Genomic DNA, 23,972 nt, shown 5'->3' on the forward strand with positions numbered 1-23,972 from the left:
ACTGATATGAACATCATTTAAAACAAATGGCAAATTTTTTCACAACATTATAATTCAGAGACGAATTATTGAATTTAGTTCAATAATAAGAACAAATAACATCAATTCATCTAACATTGCATTTTGCCGTAATGTTTGCAACACCCCATAAATTTATGAAACCGCATACCTGCTTTACGCCTGTGTTCGTAGATTGACAAATCTTTCTATCTTTGTTTGCTTTCTGAAAAGCCTTATTTTTAAAAGCAGTTTTGTGAACTGAACCGGGTTAACACCTTACGGCCTTTACAGCCGCTCATTTCATCAAATACGAAAAAGTTAAATACAATATATCACATGAAATTTATCGTTTCTTCCTCTACTTTGTTAAAACAATTGCAGCAGATCAGCGGGGTGATTAACTCTAATACGGTATTGCCTATATTGGAAGATTTCCTTTTCCTCATCGACAAAAACGAACTTACTGTAGTTGCTACAGACCTCGAGACTGTAATGAAGGTAAAGCTGGAGGTGGAAGCCAAAGAAAGCGGACGTATCTGCATACCGGCCAAGATCCTGATGGATTCTCTCAAGAACCTGCCCGATCAGCCACTCACTTTTCATATAGATCTTAATTCTTATGCGGTGGAAATTACTTCCGATAACGGGAAGTACAAGGTAATGGGCGAAAATCCTGAGAATTTCCCCAAAGAACCCGCAGCAGACGATACTACTTCTTTCTCCCTTACATCTACAGCGCTGGTAACAGCTATCAACAAAACGCTGTTTGCCGTTAGCAATGACGATCTCCGCCCGGCTATGACAGGCGTGTTCTTCGAAATGACGCCCAACAGCCTCACTTTCGTTGCCACAGACGCTCACCGCCTCGTAAAATATGTAAGGACAGGTATTGAATGCCCTAAAGCAGATTCCTTCATTGTGCCTAAAAAACCTTTGAACCTGCTGAAATCTGCATTGCCTGATAATGACAGCGAGATCAAAATAGCTTACAGCCAGAACCACTTCTTTGTAACACATGATGGCGCCCAGATGATCTGCCGCCTCATTGACGCAAGGTTCCCTGACTATAAAGTGGTGATCCCTAAAGATAACCCATACCGCCTTACACTGGTGAAAGGAGATTTCCAGAACGCACTGAAACGTGTAGGCGTATTTGCCAATAAAAGCACGAATCAGGTAGCCCTGAATATTACCGGCAGCGAGCTTCAGCTCTCCGCACAGGATGTTGACTTCTCTTTTGAAGGAAACGAGCGCATGAGCTGCCAGTATACCGGCGATGACATGCAGATCGCTTTCAACGCCAAATTCCTCATTGAAATGCTCAATGCCGCAGAAGGAGATGAGATCACTGTCGAGCTGTCTACCCCCACAAAAGCAGGCATCCTGAAACCTTCCGAGAAGGAAGAAAATGAAGATCTGCTGATGCTGGTCATGCCACTCATGCTGAACAATTAAACAACTAAAAACTTATACTTATTTATAAAGCAATCTCTCACAAGGAGATTGCTTTTTTCTTTACCAGCAATGACTTTCAGCAGTTATTTTGCTGACAGGAAACTCGTACTTCAAAGAAATATTATTTGAAAAAGTCGTAAATTAATAGTCAGAAAGACAGGACAGTAACGGCTTTATTACCCCAGGAATTATTCGACGTTTTACGATCAGTGATACCCTCATGCATCATGATGTTGCATGTTACTCAACAATTCCCGTATGGAAGAATTTTTTAATGATATTCCTTCCTGGTTTCGCACTGCATTACTTGCAGGCGGCCTGCTTGTTCTCTGGATAGCAGAAGGGGCTATTCCCCGCCTTGCTCTCAGGGGGAACAGGTATAAACATGCCGGTACCAACCTGTTCTTTACCCTTACTACAGCCATTGTAAACCTGGGTTTCGCCTTCATGATAGTGGCAGCTTCTGAATGGACAAGCCGTAACCAGTTTGGCCTTATATACCTTCTTAACGCCCCCGGCTGGCTTCACTGTATACTGGCCCTGCTTATGCTGGATCTTATAGGCGCTTATCTTGTGCATCTTATCCAGCATAAAATAGCCTGGATGTGGCATTTTCACAAGATCCACCATATAGACACTGCTGTAGATGCTACCACCGCATTAAGACATCATCCTGTAGAAAGTGTTTTCCGCGTAGTGGCCTTATTGCTGGCCATCCTGACAATGGGAGTTCCCATCTGGATGGTAATGCTTTACCAGACCATTTCCGCTCTTATGTCGCAGTTCAATCATGCAAATATCCGTCTGCCCAAATGGCTGGACAATGCCCTTAGCTGGATTATCGTATCGCCCGATATGCATAAGGTGCATCACAGCCATTACCAGCCGGAAACAGATTCTAATTACGCTAATATCTTTTCCTTGTGGGACCGCCTCTTCGGCACATTCGTGAAAGTAAAGGATGTGACTGCCCTTCAGTATGGGCTGGACGAATACCGGGAGCCGCGTTACCAGGAAATAGGAACGTTGTTGAAAGTGCCCTGGGAAGATAGTAACAGAACGGTTAAGGACAGTATTACTATAAATTAAATCGTAAACGTTATGCAACAGCACACCACTTCTTCCACGTCCACCAAAATTGTCTGCTTCATTTCCATGTTTGCAGGCATCTTTGCCGCTGTTTATGCCTTCGTGGCAAAAACCCCCAGTACGGCCCTGGTGTTGGGCATTGCGGCAATTATAATGGGCGGGTTGTCCGTTTTAAAGGCTCGTAGAAATATTGATGATATGCAGGTTGCTACAGCAGGTATTTTCATGGCCGTTGTTGCCTGTGCTGTAGCGCTATGGCAGATGTATAACTAGTGGGTCAGCCTATAATGATTTCAAAAAAAACATAGTCCATAGAGAACTTTCTATGGACTATGCCTGTGTCTTTTATTTCTTTTTTACCTTCCGGTACTCCTCTGTATATCCCTCCGCCGCTTTGATCGGAAACAATATCAATGAAGAATCTGTCAATGCCCTGATAAGAATAGTATCTATGGTCAGGGAAGAATCCTTTTGCTTGGCCCCTTCCGTACGGCTCCACAATAACAGCGTGTCATGCATCAGTTTCCATTTGCTGTATACCAGAGAATATGTGTTGATAGAAGTAATACCTCCGTTCTTTTTAAGCTGAAATCCCTGCATCTCCTTTTCCACCCCCGGTACCGGCTGCAGCCATTTTCCCACCAGCATGGATTCATCATAGGTTATAGTATCTGCCTTTACTGTTGTAACAGAATCCACTACCACTGAAGGAACTGTATCCACATCTATGAGACTGCTGTCCTCTGCAGCAGAAGTAGCAGATCTTTCTGCAGGTTGTTGACAGGCGGCAGCTACCAGAAGAAATATGACTGCCGGCACAATGCATCTTTTCATATTGCCAAAGATAAACTATCTTTACTGCACTTTAGGGGTGTTTCCCGCCTGAACAAGGCCGGGAAGCTGAGATGAGACCCTCAGTACCTGACGCAGCTCATACTGCCGTAGGGAAAAGTAACTGAACCTCTCTATCATCTTTTTACCATCCTTAAAGTTTATTGTTCATCAAATTCCTGCAAACATGGAAGTGCTTGTAAACAATAAACTTTATGCGGTGCAGCCTGGAACAACCCTTGCTGCCCTCCTACAGTTTATTCAGCTATCATCAGAAAAAGGCGTAGCCATCGCCATCAACAGCCAGGTCATACCTAAAACCTCCTGGCAGGATCAGGTTCTGCAAACTGCAGATAAGGTCACGATTATCCGCGCCACACAGGGAGGATAATTCATCTGCTTTCTTCTTTTAACAGGAACAGCTGTTTCATGTAAAACCTCTCTTCAGTCGACGGTCGGGATCGTTTTGCCACGCAGTTCTTCCTGCAGGGATTCTTATGCCCGGAAATTCACTATTTCTCGTTTTTAAAAAATTACTATGCAATCTCAATCCATCTCCCGCACACCATTTCCTGCCTCCAGAAAGATCTATGTGAATGGCGTTGCCATGAGAGAAATAACGCTTACTCCCACACGCCTGCATGGCACAAAAGGGGCTGAAACACCTAACCCTTCAGTAGTTGTATACGATACCAGCGGTCCGTATACCGATCCTGATATAGATATTGATGTACGTAAAGGCCTGCCCAGGCTTCGCGAATCATGGATAAAAGACAGGAATGATGTAGAACAACTCCCTGCCGTTTCCTCCGCTTATGGCAGGGAAAGATTGGCAGATAAAAAGCTGGACCACCTGCGCTTTTCCTATCAGCACACACCATTAAGAGCCAAACCAGGCCATAATGTATCACAACTGCATTATGCCCGTAAAGGCATTATCACCCCGGAAATGGAATATATAGCCATCCGTGAGAATCAATGCGTTGAAAAATATTTCCAGGAAAATAATGACCTCTGGCAGCAACATAAAGGCCATTCCTTTGGCGCCAACACACCCGTAAAATTCATCACACCTGAATTTGTACGCCAGGAAATTGCCGCCGGCCGGGCCATTATTCCCAATAACATCAATCACCCGGAAAGCGAACCTATGATCATTGGCCGCAACTTCCTGGTTAAGATCAATGCCAATATCGGCAACTCCGCCGTAACCTCCAGCATTGAAGAAGAAGTGGAAAAAGCCGTATGGGCCTGCCGCTGGGGCGCAGATACCATTATGGACCTCAGCACCGGCAAACATATTCATGAAACACGGGAATGGATCATCCGCAACTCTCCCGTACCCATTGGTACTGTTCCCATTTACCAGGCACTGGAAAAAGTGAACGGCAAAGCAGAAGATCTTACCTGGAACATTTTCCGCGATACCCTTATAGAACAGGCAGAACAGGGTGTGGATTATTTCACCATTCACGCGGGCGTATTACTGCGCTATGTACCGCTCACCGCAAAACGCACTACCGGCATTGTATCCCGCGGCGGTTCCATCATGGCTAAATGGTGCCTGGCCCACCACCGGGAAAACTTCCTCTACACACACTTTGAAGAGATCTGCGAAATCATGAAAGCATATGATGTAGCCTTCTCCCTCGGTGATGGCCTCCGTCCCGGCAGCATCGCCGATGCTAACGATGCCGCCCAGTTTGCCGAACTGGAAACACTGGGAGAACTGACAAAGATTGCCTGGAAACATGATATACAGACCATGATAGAAGGCCCCGGCCATGTGCCCATGCACCTGATCAAGGCCAACATGGACAAACAGCTGGAACACTGCCAGGAAGCGCCTTTCTATACCCTCGGACCATTAACTACAGACATTGCTCCCGGCTACGATCACATCACCTCCGCTATCGGAGCGGCCATGATAGGCTGGTTCGGCACAGCCATGCTCTGCTATGTAACACCGAAAGAACATCTCGGACTGCCGGATAAAGAAGACGTTCGCCAGGGCGTTATTACCTATAAAATTGCCGCTCATGCTGCAGACCTGGCCAAAGGCCACCCCGGCGCACAGCACCGTGATAATGCACTCAGCAAAGCCCGTTTCGAATTCCGCTGGGAAGACCAGTTCAACCTCTCCCTCGATCCGGAAACCGCCCGTTCCTATCACGATGAAACGCTGCCGGCAGAAGGCGCCAAGATCGCTCACTTCTGTTCCATGTGCGGACCACATTTCTGTTCCATGAAGATCACCCAGGAAGTACGTGATTATGCCGCGGCCAACAACATTGAAGAATCACTGGCGCTGGAAACCGGCATGACAGAACAGGCTAATGTTTTTAAAGAACAGGGCGGAGAAGTATACCTGTAACAGTTATGATCAGGATCATCACATATCCCGGCCATTTTCCCGGAGAAACAGCGCTCTGGCTGCAACTGCTCAACGCAGGGGCAGACAGCATACTGCTGCGTAAACCAGGCTGGCAGGAAGCTGATTACGAAGCATTGTTACAACAGGCAGACCCTGCCTGCTATAACAGGCTGATAATTGCCGGACTTCCTTCACTCTGTGAACGGTACAACCTCCGGGGACTACATTTCAGTGAAACCGCCAGGAGTATGCTCTCTGCTGAGCAGCTTCACAGTTACCAAAGCAATGGCTGGATACTCAGCACCAGTATTCACAGCATTCAGACATTGAAAATAATAAGTGATGACTGGTCACAATTATTCCTGTCGCCCGTGTTTAACAGCATTTCCAAGCAGGCATATCCCGGCATATTCAGCAAAGATTTCCGGCTTGATAAAAACAGCTATAAAGGACAGGTACTGGCATTGGGAGGCGTTGATCAGCATACAGCTGCCATAGCCCACACTATGCAGTTTGACGGGATAGCCCTGCTGGGAGCTATCTGGCTGCAACCGGGAAAAGCAATAGAAAACTTTTGTCAGATAAAGGATGTATGGAAACAAAGTATTCATCAGGCAGACCATATGTATTAAGCCTTGCCGGCCTTGATCCCTCCGGCGGAGCCGGGCTCCTGGCAGACATCAAGACCTTCGAGGCATTAGGCGTCTATGGCCTGGGGGCCTGTACCGCATTGACAGTACAGACAGACAACCACTTTATTGGAGTGGAATGGCAGTCTGCCACACAGATCATAGCACAGGCACAACCGTTGCTCGAAACATATCCGGTAAGCTATTGCAAAATAGGTATAGTAAAGGATGCAGATACACTGCTGCAGGTTATTACAACACTCAGCACCATACGCCCCGGTATCAGAGTGGTATTGGACCCTGTATTGAAAGCCAGTGCCGGATTTACCTTTCATAATACAGAACAGCTGCATACCTGGAAGGAAGTATTACAGCATGTTTACCTGCTCACACCCAACTATAATGAAGCGTTGCTGCTCACCGGCCTGTCAGACGGCGCCGCGGCGGCAACAACACTTCTGCAATATTGCGCGGTCCTGTTAAAAGGCGGTCATCGTCCCGGAGCTGAAGGACTGGATACACTTTACACGAACAGAAGTATTACGAACATTCCCGCCGGCCGGAGGAGCGTTTTTCCCAAACATGGCTCAGGCTGTGTATTGAGCGCCGCCATTACCGCACAGCTGGCGGCAGGCAGTAGCCTGCCTGTGGCCTGTATCACTGCAAAAAAATACACAGAGAACTTTCTGGCCAGCAATTCATCACTTTTAGGTTATCACATACTATGATCAGCACACTGCATTATATTTCACAACAGACAGCAACCGCCTCGCATGTGGATAATATCCGCGCAGCCTGCGATGCCGGCTGCCGCTGGATACAGCTCCGGATCAAGGAAGGTCCGGAATCTCTTATCACCAACGCCGCACTGGCCGCCAGGGCTATATGCGACAGGTATGGAGCAACCCTTATCATCAACGATCATCCGCATATCGCCAAAGCAACAGGCGCACATGGCGTACACGTAGGTAAGAATGATATGACCGTAGCCGCCGCCCGGCAGATAGTAGGAGAAGAACTTATAGTAGGAGGGACCTCCAATACACTGGAAGATATACTTCAGCATGTAAAGGACGGAGCTGATTATGTAGGACTGGGGCCATTCCGGTTCACCATTACCAAGCAAAAGCTGAGTCCCATACTTGGACTTGAAGGCATAAAAGAGATCATGCAGGAACTCAGCGCACGGAATATCAATATCCCCGTCATTGCTATAGGCGGCATTCTTGAAGAGGATGTTCCCGCTATATTGCAAACCGGTGTTCATGGTATTGCCGTGAGCGGATTGATCACTCATGCAGCAAATAAAAAGCAAACCATCTTATCTATTACAACATGACTCCTCTTATCATATCAGGCCATACATTCTCTTCCCGGCTGTTTACCGGCACCGGTAAATTTTCTTCTTTACAGCTGATGGAAGACGCGCTGCTGGCCTCCGGCTCAGAGCTGGTAACGGTAGCGCTTAAACGGGTAGACATGCATAACCAGGCAGACGATATGCTGCAACACCTGCGGCATCCGCAATTGCAGCTGCTGCCCAACACTTCCGGTGTCCGAACGGCCCGGGAAGCAGTTTATGCCGCCCAGCTGGCAAGGGAGGCACTGGAAACCAACTGGGTAAAGCTGGAAATACACCCTGATCCCCGCTACCTGCTGCCAGACCCGATAGAAACACTCAAAGCAGCAGAGGAACTGGTAAAACTGGGCTTCATCGTGCTGCCCTACGTACATGCAGATCCGGTATTATGTAAACGCCTGGAGGAAGCAGGAACTGCCGCAGTAATGCCACTCGGCTCTCCTATAGGCAGTAACAAAGGACTGAAAACGGCCGATTTTCTTGAGATCATCATAGAACAAAGCAATATCCCTGTTGTAGTAGACGCCGGTATTGGCAGCCCTTCAGACGCCGCCAAAGCAATGGAAATGGGAGCAGATGCCGTACTGGTAAATACCGCCATTGCCGTGGCACAGGACCCTGTTGCTATGGCACAGGCCTTCAGACAGGCAGTGATTGCCGGCAGAATGGCCTATGAAGCAGGCTTGCCCCCCACAGGACAACAGGCCGTTGCTTCCAGTCCGTTGATAGGTTTTCTGGATGAAGTTTAAAAACAATCACCATGTCAGGTTTTCAACAACTTTTTGATCAATACGATTGGGATGAGGTGAAGGCAGGTATCTATGCTAAGACCGCAACAGATGTGGAAAGAGCGCTGAGCGCCCGCAAACGTACCCTGGAAGATTTCAAGGCGCTCATCTCTCCTGCGGCTATGCCCTACCTGGAACAGATGGCACAGCTCAGCCGTCAGCTTACCCAGCAGCGCTTCGGCAATACCATGCAGCTGTACATTCCTCTCTATCTCAGCAATGAGTGCCAGAATATATGTACCTATTGCGGGTTCAGCCTTGACAATAAGATAACCCGCAAAACACTGCAGAAAGAGGAAATATTACGTGAAGTGGAGGCTATTAAAGCTATGGGATATGAACACGTATTACTGGTAACAGGAGAGGCCAACCAGACTGTGGGACTGGATTACTTCAGGGAAGCCCTGGAACTGATCCGTCCGCATTTTGCCAATATATCCATGGAAGTACAACCTATGGATGAAGCCGATTACAAAGCCCTCATTCCATATGGGCTGCATTCTGTATTGGTATACCAGGAAACCTATCACCGGGCAGACTATAAACTGCATCATCCCAAAGGCAAAAAATCCAACTTCAATTACCGCCTGGATACGCCAGACAGGCTGGGCAGGGCAGGCATTCATAAGATCGGGCTGGGTGTGCTTATAGGACTGGAAGACTGGCGTACAGACAGCTTCTTTACCGCCCTTCACCTTCAGTACCTGGAAAAGACCTACTGGCAAACCCGTTATAGCCTTTCTTTTCCCCGTCTGCGCCCCTGTTCAGGAGGCCTGCCGCCCAAAGTGAATATGAATGACCGTGAACTGGTACAGCTGATCTGTGCCTACCGCCTGCTTGACCAGGAAGTGGAACTGAGCCTTTCCACCCGGGAAACAGCCCGGTTCAGGGATAATGTGATCAAACTGGGCATTACAGCGCTTAGTGCCGGGTCCAGGACTAACCCCGGCGGCTACGCAACAGATACAGGCTCTCTGGAGCAGTTTGAGATCTCTGACGAACGCAGCCCGGCAGTAATAGCAGGAATGCTGCGCTCTCAGGGGTATGAACCGGTATGGAAAGACTGGGACGAAAGCTTCTGAAATAGGAACAGCCCCGTTGCCACGGGGCTGTTATTACCTAAATCCATTACTGAAATTTGTTACTTATAAAGATAAGTAGCCGCTTAATCTTACATTTCAAATTTAAGCAGCTCATAGTGAACAATACCTGTGACCTCCCATTATGAACAAAAAGAACAGCGTTCATTATAATGAACAATTAATGAACAGCTTTTTCCAGGTTACGGTAAGTCTTTACGGTGTCATGTGAACTTCTCAGCGCTCCCTTCTGATTTGCAATCAGTTCTCTTACGCTGTAAGGCATAGAAATGGCTGAACGGAGAATATCTTCATATGTTCTTTGTGCAGCATCCTCCCCATATTCACATGCGGCAAGTATAGAATGGCGGTCATGCCCGGTAAAGGTAGCCTTTACGTCTATCCAGGCCCTGTATATCCTGCCATATATACTGGTACCATTCTCTGCATCTGAACCGGCCTGTAATAACACTTCATTCAATTGCTCTATATACATACGGCTTTCATCTGCCATCCGCAGGAATAATGCTTTCAGGTCTGCATCTTCTGTGCTGGCTATCGCTTTGCGGTAGCCTTCAATCCTGTCATTATTGATCTTTACCAGATCATGCAGGGCTTCCACTAACTTTTCATCGAGTTGCATGTTGACTTGTTTTTTAATTGTGATGAATGTGCGGCTATCTGCCGGGTTAACTGCAATAAACGTTGCTACCTTATACCTATAGTTTCAAAAATATAACCAATTATAGCGGCCTTACCTGGTATCATTTACCGCCCGGCACAGACCTTTTACTGCGTTGAATCAGCCCGCTTTTGGGGAATGTACTCCACAATAAAACTTAACTTTTTCAGGGTGTTTTTCGCCTCTCTGTTCTTTGTAACAGCCTATCTGACAAGCAATAACAAGATACCACTTTTATCTGGCATAAAATTTCAACTATCTATTTTAACTAAATCTTTTTGATATGAGCAGCTTACTTTATATCATAGCAGTTATCCTGATCATAGGATGGATCCTTGGTGCGTTTGTTTATTCTGCAGGCGGGCTGATTCATGCATTACTGGTACTGGCTATCATTGCCATTCTTATAAACATTATACGCGGCAGGGCAGTATAACTAATGGAAAATACTCTTTTACTGCTACTTTTGCAAGGAAAGTAACCTTACTTGCATGAGAAAATTAATCCTGGCCGGCTTTCTTCTTGCCGGCTGCGGCACAACCCACAGAGCGGTAAAAACACCTGCTGTTAGTTCATTGCAATTTGTACAGAAATACATAGTCCCGCACAACATGCCCTTTAACGGCACCACTGTGGGAGGTCTTTCTGGTATTGATTATGACTCGGCAGGAAAGGTTTTCTATCTCATCTGTGATGATCGTTCAGAAAGGCAGCCAGCCCGTTTTTATACAGCAAAAGTACCAGTAACAGGTAACGCAGCAGACAGTGTTATTTTCACTGACGTTACATCGCTACGAATGCCTGATGGTAACGTCTATCCGAAAATAAAAACACAGGCGCCCGATCCGGAAGCCATGCGTTATAATCCACATAGCGGTACACTTATTTGGAGCGGGGAAGGAGAAAGGATCGTCAATAAAAAAGATACCATCCTCAATGATCCGAACATCACTGAAATAAATAAGGATGGCCGGTTCGCTGGCAGCTTCCCCGTTCCTTCATTTTTTCACATGAAGGCTACGGAAAACGGCCCGAGACGTAATGGAGGTTTCGAAGGACTTGGACTCACACCAGATGGCCGTTATCTTTTCGTAAGCCTGGAAGAGCCCCGTTATGAGGATGGTCCGCGGGCAGGACTGACAGACACTACAGCCTATGTGCGCATCCTGAAATATGACCTGCATACACGCCAGGCCATCGCTCAATACGCATATAAACTTGACCCTGTAGCGCATCCTGCAGTTCCTGCAGGTGAATTTTTAATTAATGGTATATCAGATATACTGGTACTTTCTGAAACACAGTTGCTGGTAATGGAACGTTCTTTCTCCACAGGTGTGAAAGACTGTACCATACGTGTTTATATTACCGATCTTTCACCAGCTTCCAATGTAAGCCGGTACAGTTCATTGCAGGCCACTAAAAAATTTACACCCGCACAAAAGAAACTGCTGTTCAACTTTGAAACACTGCATACTTATATTGATAATATAGAAGGTGTAACATTCGGCCCCCGTTTTCCGGATGGCAGCAGAAGCCTGATATTTGTAGCAGATAACAACTTCGAAAAAAAGGAAGAAACACAGTTCTATATCTTCAAAATTCAATAGAAATTACACAAAAATACCTCAGATACTATTTTCTCCATAAGTGATAGCATTTACAGGAAAGTTGGCTAAACAACCGCTTTCCTGTAATTTGTTTTAGCATTTGAGATCTCAGAATAACCTATGCCACTTTTTTCTATCCGAAAACCCTTCTTTTCCCTCTCTTTTTTATTCTATTTCAACGTGTTAGAGCCCCTTTTAAAGTTTTTTGCAAAAACGTTTTAGTTTCCTGAAAATAATTTTATTTTTACTGTATTACCATACTCTTTAAACCCGTTATGGCGATAATTGAGTTTTTGCTATTGAACTAAATTCCGAGCGTTAATTTTTTATCAGAATCGTTATTGACTGTAGTAGTTTTTGTCCTGCAGAAGGATGGAAACCGTCTGAGCATTTTTCACTTTTTAACATTAACCATCAAACCCGTTATTGAAGTATTACAGGGGACCACGTAAAAAAACACCTGTTAATATCAACCATCCAAACATCCATATTCGCTGCCGATTAAGATCTGCGGCAGTCATTTTTATTATCTAAAAAACCACGAACGTATGAAAGCAACTTCCACACTTCTCATGCGGATGACTGTGCCCGTAACTCTCGCACTGTTACTGGCATTACAGGCATTCTCTCAGGCCCGGAAAATTACCGGAAAGGTCCTTGACAGCAGGGACAATTCTCCTTTACCTGGTGTATCTGTACAGGTAAAAGGCACATCCAGCGGTACACAAACAAAAGCAGACGGCACTTACAGCCTGGATGTTCCATCAGCCAGCACTACGCTGGTATTCTCCTTCATCGGTTATCTCACACAGGAAAAACCAGTAGGTAACGACGGCTCTGTCAACGTAAGCATGTCTGCCGACGTAAAATCACTCCAGGACGTTGTAGTTGTAGGTTATGGCACTCAACGCCGCTCGGATCTTACAGGCGCCGTAGCCTCAGTAAAATCTGCTACCCTGCAGGAAAGGCCCGCCGCCTCTGTAAACCAGGCGCTGGCAGGCAGAATTCCCGGTGTACAGGTAAACACCAACTCCGGCAGGCCCGGCGGACAAACAAACATCCGCATCCGCGGTTTCAGTTCCATCAATACCACCAACAACCCACTGTACGTCATTGATGGTATTATCATTCCCGTAGGTACACAAACGCAGAACAGTAATGCAATCGATTTTTTGAACCCGAATGACATAGAATCTGTCGAAGTGCTGAAAGACGCTTCTGCCACAGCTATCTACGGCGCCAGAGGCGCTAACGGCGTGATCCTCGTTACTACTAAAAGAGGTAGCATCGGCAGCCGTATTACGTACGACACCAATCTGTGGACAAACACCATAGGGCCCCGTCGTGTTGACATGCTCAACGCACGCGAGTACATGGCCGTAGAAGACCTTGCATGGAAAAATGCACAGATCTATGATCCCGAAGGCTGGAATAAAGGCAACTATATATCCAAAGAGCCCAAACTGAAGAGGACCAATCCACAACTGTTTGATGCTAACGGCAACCCTTTATACGATACAGACTGGCTGAAAGAATCCGTTCAGCATAAGATATCTCACAGCCATCAGCTGGGTTTTACAGGTGGTAACGAAGACAGCCAGTATGGTCTCTTCCTGGGCTATCGTGATGACAATGGCCTCTTGCTTAACTCCTATCTGAAACGTTATTCCGCCAGGTTTACTTTTGACAGCCAGATCAAATCCTGGATGAAAGTAGGTGGTACCCTCAGCTATACCAACCAGATCGAAAACCTGGTAGATATAGGCACCGGCGGCCTTAACTCCGTACGTATGATCACCGAAGCATTGCCATTCCTTCCTGTAAAAATGCAGGACGGGACATGGAGCAACAACAAGCTGTATCCCGGTGCAGAAGGAGGTTCCAACCCGGTACATATTATGACAGACCGTAAATATGAGATGCAGACACAGAATGTACTTGGTAACGCACATGCTACCATTGCCCTGGCAAAAGGCCTGGAGCTGCGCAGCGTACTGGGCGCCAACATCGTAACCCGCGGCAGGAACGAATGGAATGGCCGTACATTGATCGATATCTCGGCAACACAAAAAGGTATAGCCGTCATTGACAACAACAGGGAAACATACTGGTCGTTCGAAAACTATCTGACCTATAACAAACGCTTCAGCAACATACATTCCATCAACGCACTGGCAGGCGTTTCATGGCAGGAGGATAATATCTTTGGCTTCAACGTTCGCGGCGAAAATTACTCCACCGATTACTTTGAAAACAACAACCTTGGTGCAGGCGCCCTCATCCCATCTTCCGGCGCAGGTTCCCGCCGCAGCAGGTTTGCCTTCAACTCTTACTTTGGCCGCGTCAATTACGGATTCAAAGATAAATACCTGGTAACCTTCACAGGCCGTGTTGACGGTTCCTCTAAATTCGGAGCTAACCACAAATACGCCTTCTTCCCCTCCGCAGCCCTGGCATGGCGTGTATCAGAAGAACCCTGGCTGAAAGGAAACCCGGTGATCTCCACATTAAAACTACGTACCAGCTTCGGCATTACAGGTAACTCCGAAATAGATCCATACAGCTCACTGGCTACACTGGCTGCCAGCAACGACTACGCAGCCGCCATCAACGGACTGAAAGTACAGGGGGTAGGCACCAACAGGTTGCCCAACAAAGACCTGAAATGGGAAAAAACAGCACAGTATGATTTTGGTATGGAACTGGGGCTGATCAAAAACCGCATCTCACTGGAAACAGACCTGTACTACAGGAAAACCACAGACATGCTACTGGATGCTCCTGTGCCTAACACCAGCGGTTATACTACCATACGCCGTAACATAGGCTCCATGGAAAATAAAGGTCTTGAAATAGGCATTAACTCTGTCAACGTAGATACTAAAGACTTTACCTGGAGCAGCTCTTTCAACATCTCTTTCAACAAGAACAAGGTGCTGAGCCTGGCAACCCCGGCAGATATCTTTGCCGTTGGCGGTCCCAACTTCACCAACCAGACAAATATCATCCGTATTGGTGAACCTGTAGGCTCCTTCTGGGGACTGGTACGTTTAGGTACCTGGAGTACCGCAGAAGCTGCAGAAGCTGCCAAATTCAAAGATTACCGCGGAGGTAAGCCCATCCTCCCGGGCGATATAAAGTACCTTGATGTAAACGGAGATTATGCTATCAATGACGCCGACCGTATGATTATCGGCAATGGTAACCCTAAAGGCTGGGGCGCTTTCTCCAATACCTTCCGCTATAAAAACCTGGACCTGACAGTAGAGCTGCAATACACATACGGCAATGATATACTGAATATGACGCACCACTCCGGCGAAGACCGTACCGGCCTTGCTAACAGCTTCAGATCAGTGCTGAACTACTGGACAGCAGATCACCAGAACACAGATATAGCTGCTCCCAGAGATCCTGCCGCCGGTTATGTAACCAACGTGGATACACGCTGGATAGAAGACGGCTCTTTCCTCCGTGGCAAAAACCTGCTGCTGGGATACACTTTCCCGAAAACAGCCGTAGAGCGCCTGCATCTCAGCAAACTCCGGATAACCGGCTCAGTACAGAACTTCTTCCTTTCCACTAAGTTCAGTGGCAACGATCCTGAAGTAACTACTTACTCACAGCCATTTGCACAGGGGCAGACTTTCTTTGACTATCCCAAACCCACTACTTACCAGGTAGGGATAAATGCTGAGTTCTAAATTATCAATAACAGATACTGTCCTGGTTTATCCGCCGGTGGCGGAACTATTCTCAAACCGGGGACATTATCAACACCAAAAAGAGATGTTATGAAAAATTACCTGAAAATTATTCTGAGCTTAATACTTGGCAGCAGCATGCTTCTTGGCGGCTGTACCAAATTCCTCGACGAAGAGGGCGATCCGTCCAACCTCTCGCCAGACAACTACTACACCATTCCTGAACATGCCGAAGCGGCTATCTTCGCAGCATATGCACGTACCCGCTTTATTGGTTCAGGCGCCGGCATCTTCTCCAACAATTTCCAGTTGCTGGATGCGCCTACAGGCACTATCACCACAGCAACGGCACAGAACTCCGATCTGAATAACCTTCTGGGACTTGTATATGATGGAGACAACCTCCATATCCGCCAGTGGTGGACAGGAATTTACAGGGAGATCGCACAGACCAACCTCGTGCTGGAAAGAGTACCCGGCATTCCCCTGATGGACGAAGCGCAAAGAAAGAGGATACTGGGAGAAGCCCGCTTCCTGCGTGCATGGGCGCATTTCTATGCAGTGCGGTTGTGGGGCGATGTACCGCTGGTATTGACATCACAAACGCCTGATTCAGCCAACTTCTTTCCTTCGCGTACGCCGGTGGAAGAAGTATACAATGCAATAGTGAATGACCTTAAAGTAGCAGAAGAAGCAGGCCTTCCCTGGATAGACGCATCCGGCAGGGTAGGTACTGCCGCCATCAAGGCACAGCTGGCAAAAGTATATCTTACCATGGCCGGATATCCGCTGAACAAAAGGGAATATTATCAGCTGGCAGCGGCCAAGGCCAAAGAAGTGATTGATTATGCCAATGCCAACCCAGGCAGCATTGATCTTTTTTCCAATTATGCCTCCCTTCATCAGCTCAGCCAGCGAAACAGGCTGGAGCATCTTTTTGAAGTACAGTACCTGGCAGATATAGAAGGTAATCCGTTACAATCTATTATGTTGCCCAACAACTCCCTGGCAAAGAACATCTCTGCCTATGGCAGCGGTGTTGGCAGCTCCGTTCCCACCCAATCCTTCTACGATTCTTTCAAGAAGTATGAACCGGGCGATAAACGCACAGATGAACAACAGTTCTTCTTTACCAGTTATTATGTAAATGGCAATGGCGATCCGTTCCCACTGGGAGGGCCTTACATCTTCAAACATTTCGATGTGGCCGGGCACGGGGCGCCGGGTGTTACCGGTACCGGCAGGAGCGATCTGAATATTCCACAGATACGTTATGCAGAAGTATTGCTCATCTATGCAGAAGCTCAGAACCAGGCAGAAGGCGGACCTGATGCCGTCGCTTATACAGGCCTGAACCGTATACGTGCAAGAGCAGGACTACCGGCGCTTGCTGGATTAAGTCAGGCAGATTTTGAACTGGCAGTATGGCGGGAACGCTGGCATGAGTTCTGTTATGAAGGCATTACCTGGTTTGATATGGTAAGGCTCAAAAAGGTATATAATGAAGATACCAATGGCTTTGATGAATTTGTAGGACATGTCAATAAGAATTCCAGCCAGACCTTACAGGAAAAGCATTTATTATTCCCGTTGCCTATACAGGAAATGAGAAATAATGAAAACCTGACGCCGCAGAACCCTGGTTACGGTTCATAATAAAAAAGCGGTTTGGCTGTTGGCCAAACCGCTTTTTTATTACCATTGATATGATTATTTAATAATGCTCTCTATTCGCTGCACAATCACAGAATGAATGTCTTCTATAGACTTCATCCTGTTATCTTCAGTATAACAAACAATCTTCGTGATAGAAGTATCCGTATCTGCCAGTACTTCGTATTCCTCCTTTACTGCACGTTGCAGGGAAAAATCCTTCTCATGAATATCATCCTTCCCGTTCAGGTATTGTCTTTCTGCAACAGCCAGGCGTTTTGTAAGCGCTTTTTCAGTAAATGAAAAAGGCACGTCCAGGTATACGGAAAGATCTGGTTTAGGTATCTGGTTGTATTCATATTCAAACATGTTGATCCATTCACGCAGTTCTTTCTTCTCTGCTTCCGTATGCAGCTTGGCACACTGGAATGCTATGTTGGATAATACATACCTGTCTACCAGTACAACATACCCGTCTTTCTGCCAGCTATTAATGGTGCCGGCAAATGCTTTCCTGTCTTCCGCAAAGAGCAAAGCTACCAGCTGGGGATGAACACTCTTCACATCCCCGAATTCCCCCCGCAGGAATTTGGCTACGAGCTCCCCGAATACACCATCCTGGTGCCGGGGGAAATGTACGAACCGGGTTTCAATCCCCTGTTTATGAAAATACTCTTTCAGTAGTTCTATCTGGGTGGATTTTCCGGCCCCGTCCAATCCTTCAATAGCAATAAACCTGCTGTTATTATACATCTGTTTCTTTTATAAGTCCTGGCAAAGATAAAATACTATGCCACCATTTACTTACTAAAAGTAAGGTAATGTAATTGAGTGACCAACAGGTAGTTTTATCTTATCAGCTTTGCAGAAATGATCTTATAAGCCCTCAGGTATTTATTCAGCCTCGGTACATCTTTTTCTGTTACTTCAGGAATACGGCGTACATCCATATTATCTGTCAGGTCATGCAGTTTTACAGCGCATGACAAAGGATTTTGCAATGTGCGTTGTATGAAATGATCATAATCCTCGTCTTCTGAAAGTTTGGTCACACCTCGTAGTGCATCCAGTATAAGAGGAGAAAATCCCTCTGCTTCCAGCTTTTCAAAAGTCCAGTCTGTATCTTCCACTACGTCATGTAGTACGCCGCAGATCTTTTCTTCTTCTGTAATACCCATGTTCATTACTCTCATAACATGGCCTATATAGGGGGCGCCGTATTTATCTTTCTGCCCATGATGAGCAGCCACGGCTATTTCAATGGCTCTTTCCAGTGTCATATCAGTCGTTTCTGTATATAAAGATAGGAATAGACCTATTCCACCTCCTCTGTTTCTATATAAAAATGTTCTTCATCTACTTCAAAGTTATCTGCCGCCACATTTTTCAGGACGGTCGTCTTCCATTCCGTGGATGGATAAATAACCCTGAACTTATCTGCCGCAACCGCTACTTTCACCGGCATAATAAATCCTTCTGCATCAGCCCGCCAGCGGTATTTAAGCACCAGGTCATGTCCCTGCTCCTTTATGGAATACTGCAGTTTGGGTATAGCTGTATAATTCAGGTACTGATCAAAAAAATAACGGTAGTCCTTCCCTGTATGTTGGTTAATATAACCGATCAGCTCAGCAGCACTGAGAGTCTGATAGCAAAAGTGTTGTTGTATGCCTTTTAACAATCCAAACCACAGGGTATCATTATCTATGACATGGCGGAGGGTGTTCAGCATCAGACTACCTTTTGTATACATATCGCCTATGTCATAAAAAATATGATTTACATTGTATACGCCAGTAACCGGTTCTGTATTTTTTACCTGCTCTTTCTGTGCATTCAGAAATTGCCCGGCTTCCTCCTTTCCGTACTTATCTTCAATAAACATGGCTTCTGCGTATGTGGCAAAGGCCTCGTGCATCCACATATCTGCTATGTCCTTACAGGTAATGGCATTTCCCCACCACTCATGTGCTGTTTCATGCCATAAGAGGGGATTATTATCGGGCGGAACGTCCTGCTTTATTCTTCCTATACATACACCGCTCTGATGTTCCATTGGGTATAAGCTTTCCACCAGCATCAATCCGTCCTGTTTAAATGGGTAAGGACCGAAATATTTTTCAAAACAGGCCAGCATAGGCTTTACCGGTTCGAATACTGTTTTGGCCCGCTCAAGGTTATAAGGCATTACATAATAATCTATCTTCAGGCCATTATAATTGTCGGTATAATGGGCATATTTCCCGATACTGAAAGTAGCATTGTAATTATTGACAGGATAGCTTATCCTCCATTCATAACGGGTCTTATTACCGGCTACCGGTACTTTACGTAATAACTGCCCGTTAGAGATTTCAGTAAATTCTTCCGGTACGGTAATACGGATCATCATACTGTCTGGCTCGTCCGATAAATGATCCTTACAGGGCCACCACAGACTGGCGCCGGAACCCTGGCAGACAACCTGCGCCCAGGGATTTCCCAGATCGTCCTTATCCCATAATACTCCCCCTTTCATGGGTACTTTCCGGTCCGGCACCTGTGGTATTCCTTCATAAAAAACTGTTATTTCCTGCTCGCTTCCGGCAGGTTGCATTCCGGGAAAGTGAACAAACACGGCATTTGCCTCCCGCTGCCAGTTAAGAGACGTTCCGTTAAACAGTATCTTCTCTATTTTCATGTTTGCATACAGGTCTATTTGCATCACATCAAATGGTAAAGTGACCTTAAAACGGATCTTATTACTGCCCTTAATAGCATGGCCGGTCATATCCACATCTGCATCAAGGTCATAGAAAGTAACATCATAACAGGAGCGGAGAGGGGAGAGGTAGCCTCTCAGGGTATCCGCATGAGTAAAACCATTCTTCCTGTTGGAAACCCGTTCTGCCGGCGCAGCTTTACTTACAGGTTCGGTCTTTCTTAAGGAATCCGGTAATGCCGGCTGCAGAATATTATAGTTCTCCCAGAATGCCGCGTCATAATTACTTCCTATCTGGGATGAGATAGTTCCCCTGCTATCGCTGACCCCTGTAGTAAAACGTTGTACACTGTCTTTACTCACATCAGTGATCAGCAGCGTGAAATCCGCTTTCCAGGGCATATCTGTAATTCCTCTTTTCTTACTATTAACAATAATATCCCAATTACGCTGTACAGTATTGAGGTAATATTTGTCTTTGTATTTTTTATAGGATACTACTCCTGCAATATGAGTAAAATCGAAGGTGGCCTTAATGACCTTAGACATTATAGTATACCTGAGCCCTCCTTTTCCATGATGGTTTAAATACCTGGTACCTGCCGGTGATGTGGCATACTCACATCGTACAATTGCCAGGCTTGCTTCGTCTATGAATAACGTTGCGTTTACAAATCCTTTCCTGTTATTCACTTTAGGTCTTATGGACAGGACCAGCAGTTTCCGGTTATCATCAACAACAGGGTTCTGAAGACTGTATGTATAATACCGGAAATTGCGGGGGTTAAGAAATGTGGTCTTTGCATCTGTATACTTGGCAATATCGTCCAGCAACGCACTGTAAGCTGTATTTGTAATACCTGTAAGCCATCCATAAAGTTGCGGGTCTTTAGACAGGTCTACTTTTTTCCTCCTTCCTTTGATGATCCGGAGTTGATCATTGTTATTCTTTTCATGATGGAAAGTCTTATAAATATCAAGAATGGATTCATTAAAATTAAGTGTGTCTTTACCCAGTTGTATATTTTCCCTGTAAAAGGCTGTTAACCTTGCATCTGAGGTATCATAATTTTCCGGGATCTTTTTTATTGCAGCTTTTAATATCTCCAGGGCATTGGGAGCCGACACAGACACTACCGGCAGGTCAATGATGGCCGGATGCAACTTAATATTTAGCTCCTGCACACCGGCAGCATGCATATCCAACGCTAATGGTTTATACCCGATACAGGATATTAATACAGAATCTGTAGTCTGAATACCTTTAATATTATAAACAAAGAACCCCATCGCATTGGAGACGGTGCCCGAACTGCCTTTTTTCAACTGGATATTGGCATAGGCAACCGGCTTTCCGGTTGTGGCATCAGTGATCTTTCCTGATATTGTGGTAAATGACTGCTGACAATTCCCTGGGGTATAAAAACGCAGGAGTAATATTAATGTGAATATCGGCAAACAGAACTTCATGGATTTTTTTAACTGCAAACCACGTTCTTCTGTTCCGTTGTATCTACTCAAATCCGGATTTGAGCAGTATTAAACAGGCTCATTCTGAGTCAATTACCCGTTTTTTCTGTTGACTGCTGATATACTCCCGTGGCGAGATGCCCATTGTATTTTTGAACACCCGCTGAAAAGTAGGCAGTGAATTAAACCCGGATTCCAGGGCCAGTCCCATAATAGTAAGATGGTCAAACCGGGAATCTGCTGTCTTCTCTTTAAATGTTTCAATTCGGTATCCGTTTACAAAGTCGTTGAAACTTTTCTGTAGATGCTGGTTCAATACTGAAGAGATAGTTTTCTGTGGCAGCCCTGTATGTTGTGACATTAATGCCAGGTTCAGGGCAGGGTCCAGGTAAAGTTTATCTTCTTTCATTGCTTTTTCCAGCAGGGGCAAGGCCGTTGTGATCACATCTGCAGAAATGGGTGTTGTCTTGACAGCAGGCATTTCTTCGCGTGCCGGCATGAGAAGCCCTTTTATGCCAAGATAGTAGATCAGGATAACCAGGGGTATATATACCGGGTACCAGTCTACGGTATTCAGTACCCAGTCTGTCAGCTGCGGGATCACATATGGCACCAGGTAAATAAACCAGATAGCCTGAAAAATGAGAAATACCCTGACAAACTGGTGCAGCCATTTCAGATAGCTTTCCTGCCGTATCTTTACTTTGGTCAGATAACGGGATGCCATCCACAGGTAAATAGTTACAGACAACCAGCGGGGAATATCCGCATATACATTATATGTATCAATAAACATTCCCCAGGGCCCGGGCCTGTTTTTAAGGGTTCCGGTCAGTATACCTGTTATAAATACTACTGCAGCTAATTGAGATCCTATATCAATAATGACGGGATAGAAATGCCAGCGTTCTTTCTTAGTGAGCCTGAATTCTGGTGATGATACACTCTTCACATAAAAATATAACAGCGGTCCGAATGGCATGACAATGACCAGTGGGATAAGGTTCAGATTCAGAACAGCCCTGATAATAGATGTGCGAGAGATCCAGGTAGCTCCATACAGGTACAGGTTAAGGCATGCCAGGGTCATTAACAGGATCAGCACTGCCAGTATCTTATTTTGACGAATGTTAACCTTCGAAAAGAAAAGCATGCCGCATACGATAAACCCCTGTAAGGTGCCTAGCAAAAGAAGGGTATTGAAAATTCCGGCGAAAGTCATTGGGTTGGAGCTGTGGAACTAAGTTATAAAAAAAAGCGCCGGAAATCCAGCGCTTTTCTGTGGTCCCACCAGGGCATGATCCTGGGACCCCCTGATTATGAGTCAGGTGCTCTAACCAACTGAGCTATAGGACCTGTTCTTTGCAGAACAAAATATTATGAAACTTTCTCGTGGGTTCCCTTTCGGGGAGGGCAAAATTAATTATTTTTTATTCAATAAACCAAAATCATTGTAGAATTTTTATTTCTCTATTTTTTTAGGACCAGTTCATGCTGTTTTTGTAACACTGATATCTGCTCCTGCTGTGATCTGAGCTGTTTCTGTTGATCAATCAAATATAAAGTGAGTTCCTTCACTTTCTACAGCAGTTGTTTATTCACTTTATGATTAAAAAAATCCTGCCATACCTTTGCACCACTATGAAAGGCATTAAGAACATCATTTTTGACCTGGGCGGGGTTATTATTAATATCAATTACCAGCTTACCTATAAAGCTTTTGAAGACCTGGGGGTGAAAGATTTCACTTCCTTATATAATCAGTTTACGGTTTCCAGCCTGTTTGGCGACCTGGAGATCGGTAAAATAGGAAAGGCTGATTTCCTGGAGGCCATGCTGCAACACACCCCGGCAGGTACAACCCATCAGCAGATTACAGATGCCTGGAATGCCATGCTGCTTGATTTTCCGCTTCGCAATCTGCAGATATTGCAGCAACTGCGTCAGCATTACAACCTGTACCTGTTAAGTAATACCAATATTATCCACCTGGAAGCCTTTAATAAAATATTACAGGACAGCAGAGGTATCCCTTCTCTTGCTGCATTTTTTGACAAAGCATATTATTCTCATGAAATAGGTTTGCGGAAACCGGAGAAAGAGGCGTATCAGTTTGTACTGGACGAGAATGGGTTAGAGCCGGCAGAAACCCTGTTCATAGATGACACCCTGCCTAATGTTGAGGGAGCAAAGGTTACAGGTATACAAACAATTCACCTGTTACCTCCAAAAAAACTGTCTGATATTTTCAGGTAGGTTATTATTTGATCTCTTCAAAGTCCAGGTAATCTCCTTTATCTACTTTTTTATTGGCAGTACGCTGTTCTTCTGCATGAGCAGCTTGTTGCTGCGCCTGCTGCTGTTGCTGGAACTGCTGCCGCATGTGTTCCTGGATATCGCTCATCTGACGGCGTACCTGTTTTGTTGACTGGTAAACCGGTATTATGAAGTTAAATACCAGTTTGTATAGTAGCCAGAGTACAAAAAACAGTATAAGGTATCTTATCATACGCACAAATTTAGCAGTTAATCTGCTTCGCGGACGGC

General features: G+C 45.7%; 22 protein-coding genes, 1 tRNA gene and 1 riboswitch. Of the genes, 15 read left to right on the forward strand and 8 right to left on the reverse strand.

Features of this window, described 5'->3' with window-relative positions:
* The first annotated feature begins 336 nt into the window (after positions 1-336).
* From dnaN to GO493_RS02015, 3 genes are all read left to right on the forward strand, one after another.
* Entirely contained in the window at positions 337-1,455 is a 1,119-nt protein-coding gene (gene dnaN, locus GO493_RS02005; RefSeq protein WP_157304386.1) for a DNA polymerase III subunit beta, read from the forward strand.
* Between the two features lie 258 nt (positions 1,456-1,713).
* Complete coding sequence (locus GO493_RS02010) at positions 1,714-2,544, forward strand: sterol desaturase family protein (RefSeq protein ID WP_157304387.1); 831 nt, start codon at positions 1,714-1,716, stop codon at positions 2,542-2,544.
* Positions 2,545-2,556: 12 nt separating this feature from the next.
* The gene (locus GO493_RS02015) at positions 2,557-2,817 is read left to right on the forward strand and encodes a hypothetical protein (protein WP_157304388.1); all 261 of its coding nucleotides are present in this window, start codon (positions 2,557-2,559) and stop codon (positions 2,815-2,817) included.
* A gap of 72 nt (positions 2,818-2,889) precedes the next feature.
* Here the strand turns inward: GO493_RS02015 and GO493_RS02020 are convergent, their stop codons facing one another.
* Positions 2,890-3,378 (reverse strand): lipocalin-like domain-containing protein, encoded by a 489-nt coding sequence (locus tag GO493_RS02020; protein ID WP_157304389.1) that lies wholly within the window; start codon positions 3,376-3,378, stop codon positions 2,890-2,892.
* 23 nt (positions 3,379-3,401) lie between these two features.
* Positions 3,402-3,509: riboswitch (TPP riboswitch) on the forward strand.
* Between the two features lie 53 nt (positions 3,510-3,562).
* Here GO493_RS02020 and thiS point away from each other — a divergent pair.
* The 7 genes from thiS to thiH all read left to right on the forward strand — a co-directional run bounded on the left by thiS (position 3,563) and on the right by thiH (position 9,608).
* On the forward strand, positions 3,563-3,766 hold the full coding sequence (thiS, locus tag GO493_RS02025; RefSeq protein WP_157304390.1) for a sulfur carrier protein ThiS: 204 nt from the start codon (positions 3,563-3,565) through the stop codon (positions 3,764-3,766).
* Between the two features lie 147 nt (positions 3,767-3,913).
* Positions 3,914-5,749 carry a phosphomethylpyrimidine synthase ThiC gene (thiC, locus tag GO493_RS02030; protein WP_157304391.1) on the forward strand — a complete coding sequence of 612 codons (1,836 nt, stop codon included), beginning with the start codon at positions 3,914-3,916 and terminating at the stop codon, positions 5,747-5,749.
* A gap of 5 nt (positions 5,750-5,754) precedes the next feature.
* Positions 5,755-6,381 carry a thiamine phosphate synthase gene (locus GO493_RS02035; RefSeq protein ID WP_157304392.1) on the forward strand — a complete coding sequence of 209 codons (627 nt, stop codon included), beginning with the start codon at positions 5,755-5,757 and terminating at the stop codon, positions 6,379-6,381.
* Positions 6,342-7,106 (forward strand): hydroxymethylpyrimidine/phosphomethylpyrimidine kinase, encoded by a 765-nt coding sequence (locus tag GO493_RS02040; protein ID WP_157304393.1) that lies wholly within the window; start codon positions 6,342-6,344, stop codon positions 7,104-7,106. The genes GO493_RS02035 and GO493_RS02040 overlap by 40 nt, the downstream gene beginning before the upstream one ends.
* The gene (locus tag GO493_RS02045) at positions 7,103-7,717 is read left to right on the forward strand and encodes a thiamine phosphate synthase (protein WP_157304394.1); all 615 of its coding nucleotides are present in this window, start codon (positions 7,103-7,105) and stop codon (positions 7,715-7,717) included. Before GO493_RS02040 ends, GO493_RS02045 begins: the two co-directional genes overlap by 4 nt.
* The gene (locus GO493_RS02050) at positions 7,714-8,487 is read left to right on the forward strand and encodes a thiazole synthase (protein ID WP_157304395.1); all 774 of its coding nucleotides are present in this window, start codon (positions 7,714-7,716) and stop codon (positions 8,485-8,487) included. Before GO493_RS02045 ends, GO493_RS02050 begins: the two co-directional genes overlap by 4 nt.
* Positions 8,488-8,498: 11 nt before the next feature.
* Positions 8,499-9,608 carry a 2-iminoacetate synthase ThiH gene (gene thiH / locus GO493_RS02055; RefSeq protein ID WP_157304396.1) on the forward strand — a complete coding sequence of 370 codons (1,110 nt, stop codon included), beginning with the start codon at positions 8,499-8,501 and terminating at the stop codon, positions 9,606-9,608.
* A gap of 178 nt (positions 9,609-9,786) precedes the next feature.
* Here thiH and GO493_RS02060 read toward each other — a convergent pair whose 3' ends face one another.
* Positions 9,787-10,248: a ferritin-like domain-containing protein gene (locus GO493_RS02060; protein WP_157304397.1), complete on the reverse strand. Its 462-nt coding sequence runs from the start codon at positions 10,246-10,248 to the stop codon at positions 9,787-9,789.
* 322 nt (positions 10,249-10,570) lie between these two features.
* Here GO493_RS02060 and GO493_RS02065 point away from each other — a divergent pair, with 322 nt between their 5' ends.
* The 4 genes from GO493_RS02065 to GO493_RS02080 all read left to right on the forward strand — a co-directional run bounded on the left by GO493_RS02065 (position 10,571) and on the right by GO493_RS02080 (position 17,257).
* On the forward strand, positions 10,571-10,723 hold the full coding sequence (locus GO493_RS02065) for a lmo0937 family membrane protein (protein ID WP_157304398.1): 153 nt from the start codon (positions 10,571-10,573) through the stop codon (positions 10,721-10,723).
* Positions 10,724-10,778: 55 nt separating this feature from the next.
* Positions 10,779-11,897: an esterase-like activity of phytase family protein gene (locus GO493_RS02070; RefSeq protein ID WP_157304399.1), complete on the forward strand. Its 1,119-nt coding sequence runs from the start codon at positions 10,779-10,781 to the stop codon at positions 11,895-11,897.
* A 548-nt stretch (positions 11,898-12,445) separates the two neighbouring features.
* Complete coding sequence (locus GO493_RS02075; protein ID WP_157304400.1) at positions 12,446-15,601, forward strand: SusC/RagA family TonB-linked outer membrane protein; 3,156 nt, start codon at positions 12,446-12,448, stop codon at positions 15,599-15,601.
* 90 nt (positions 15,602-15,691) lie between these two features.
* Positions 15,692-17,257 carry a RagB/SusD family nutrient uptake outer membrane protein gene (locus GO493_RS02080; RefSeq protein WP_157304401.1) on the forward strand — a complete coding sequence of 522 codons (1,566 nt, stop codon included), beginning with the start codon at positions 15,692-15,694 and terminating at the stop codon, positions 17,255-17,257.
* Between the two features lie 54 nt (positions 17,258-17,311).
* Here GO493_RS02080 and tmk read toward each other — a convergent pair whose 3' ends face one another.
* The 5 genes from tmk to GO493_RS02105 all read right to left on the reverse strand — a co-directional run bounded on the left by tmk (position 17,312) and on the right by GO493_RS02105 (position 22,781).
* On the reverse strand, positions 17,312-18,007 hold the full coding sequence (tmk, locus tag GO493_RS02085) for a dTMP kinase (protein ID WP_157304402.1): 696 nt from the start codon (positions 18,005-18,007) through the stop codon (positions 17,312-17,314).
* A gap of 95 nt (positions 18,008-18,102) precedes the next feature.
* Positions 18,103-18,534: an HD domain-containing protein gene (locus GO493_RS02090; RefSeq protein WP_157304403.1), complete on the reverse strand. Its 432-nt coding sequence runs from the start codon at positions 18,532-18,534 to the stop codon at positions 18,103-18,105.
* A gap of 35 nt (positions 18,535-18,569) precedes the next feature.
* Positions 18,570-21,476: a M1 family aminopeptidase gene (locus tag GO493_RS02095; RefSeq protein WP_157304404.1), complete on the reverse strand. Its 2,907-nt coding sequence runs from the start codon at positions 21,474-21,476 to the stop codon at positions 18,570-18,572.
* Positions 21,477-21,504: 28 nt separating this feature from the next.
* Entirely contained in the window at positions 21,505-22,614 is a 1,110-nt protein-coding gene (locus GO493_RS02100) for a helix-turn-helix domain-containing protein (protein WP_157304405.1), read from the reverse strand.
* Between the two features lie 93 nt (positions 22,615-22,707).
* Positions 22,708-22,781: transfer RNA gene (locus tag GO493_RS02105), tRNA-Ile, on the reverse strand.
* Positions 22,782-23,066: 285 nt separating this feature from the next.
* On the opposite strand from GO493_RS02105, the gene GO493_RS02110 reads away from it, so the two are divergent.
* The gene (locus GO493_RS02110; protein ID WP_232538719.1) at positions 23,067-23,681 is read left to right on the forward strand and encodes an HAD family hydrolase; all 615 of its coding nucleotides are present in this window, start codon (positions 23,067-23,069) and stop codon (positions 23,679-23,681) included.
* A 4-nt stretch (positions 23,682-23,685) separates the two neighbouring features.
* Here the strand turns inward: GO493_RS02110 and GO493_RS02115 are convergent, their stop codons facing one another.
* The gene (locus GO493_RS02115) at positions 23,686-23,934 is read right to left on the reverse strand and encodes a DUF4834 family protein (RefSeq protein WP_157304407.1); all 249 of its coding nucleotides are present in this window, start codon (positions 23,932-23,934) and stop codon (positions 23,686-23,688) included.
* Between the last annotated feature and the right edge of the window lie 38 nt (positions 23,935-23,972).

This window comes from Chitinophaga tropicalis (genome assembly GCF_009758205.1).
Classification (GTDB): domain Bacteria; phylum Bacteroidota; class Bacteroidia; order Chitinophagales; family Chitinophagaceae; genus Chitinophaga; species Chitinophaga tropicalis.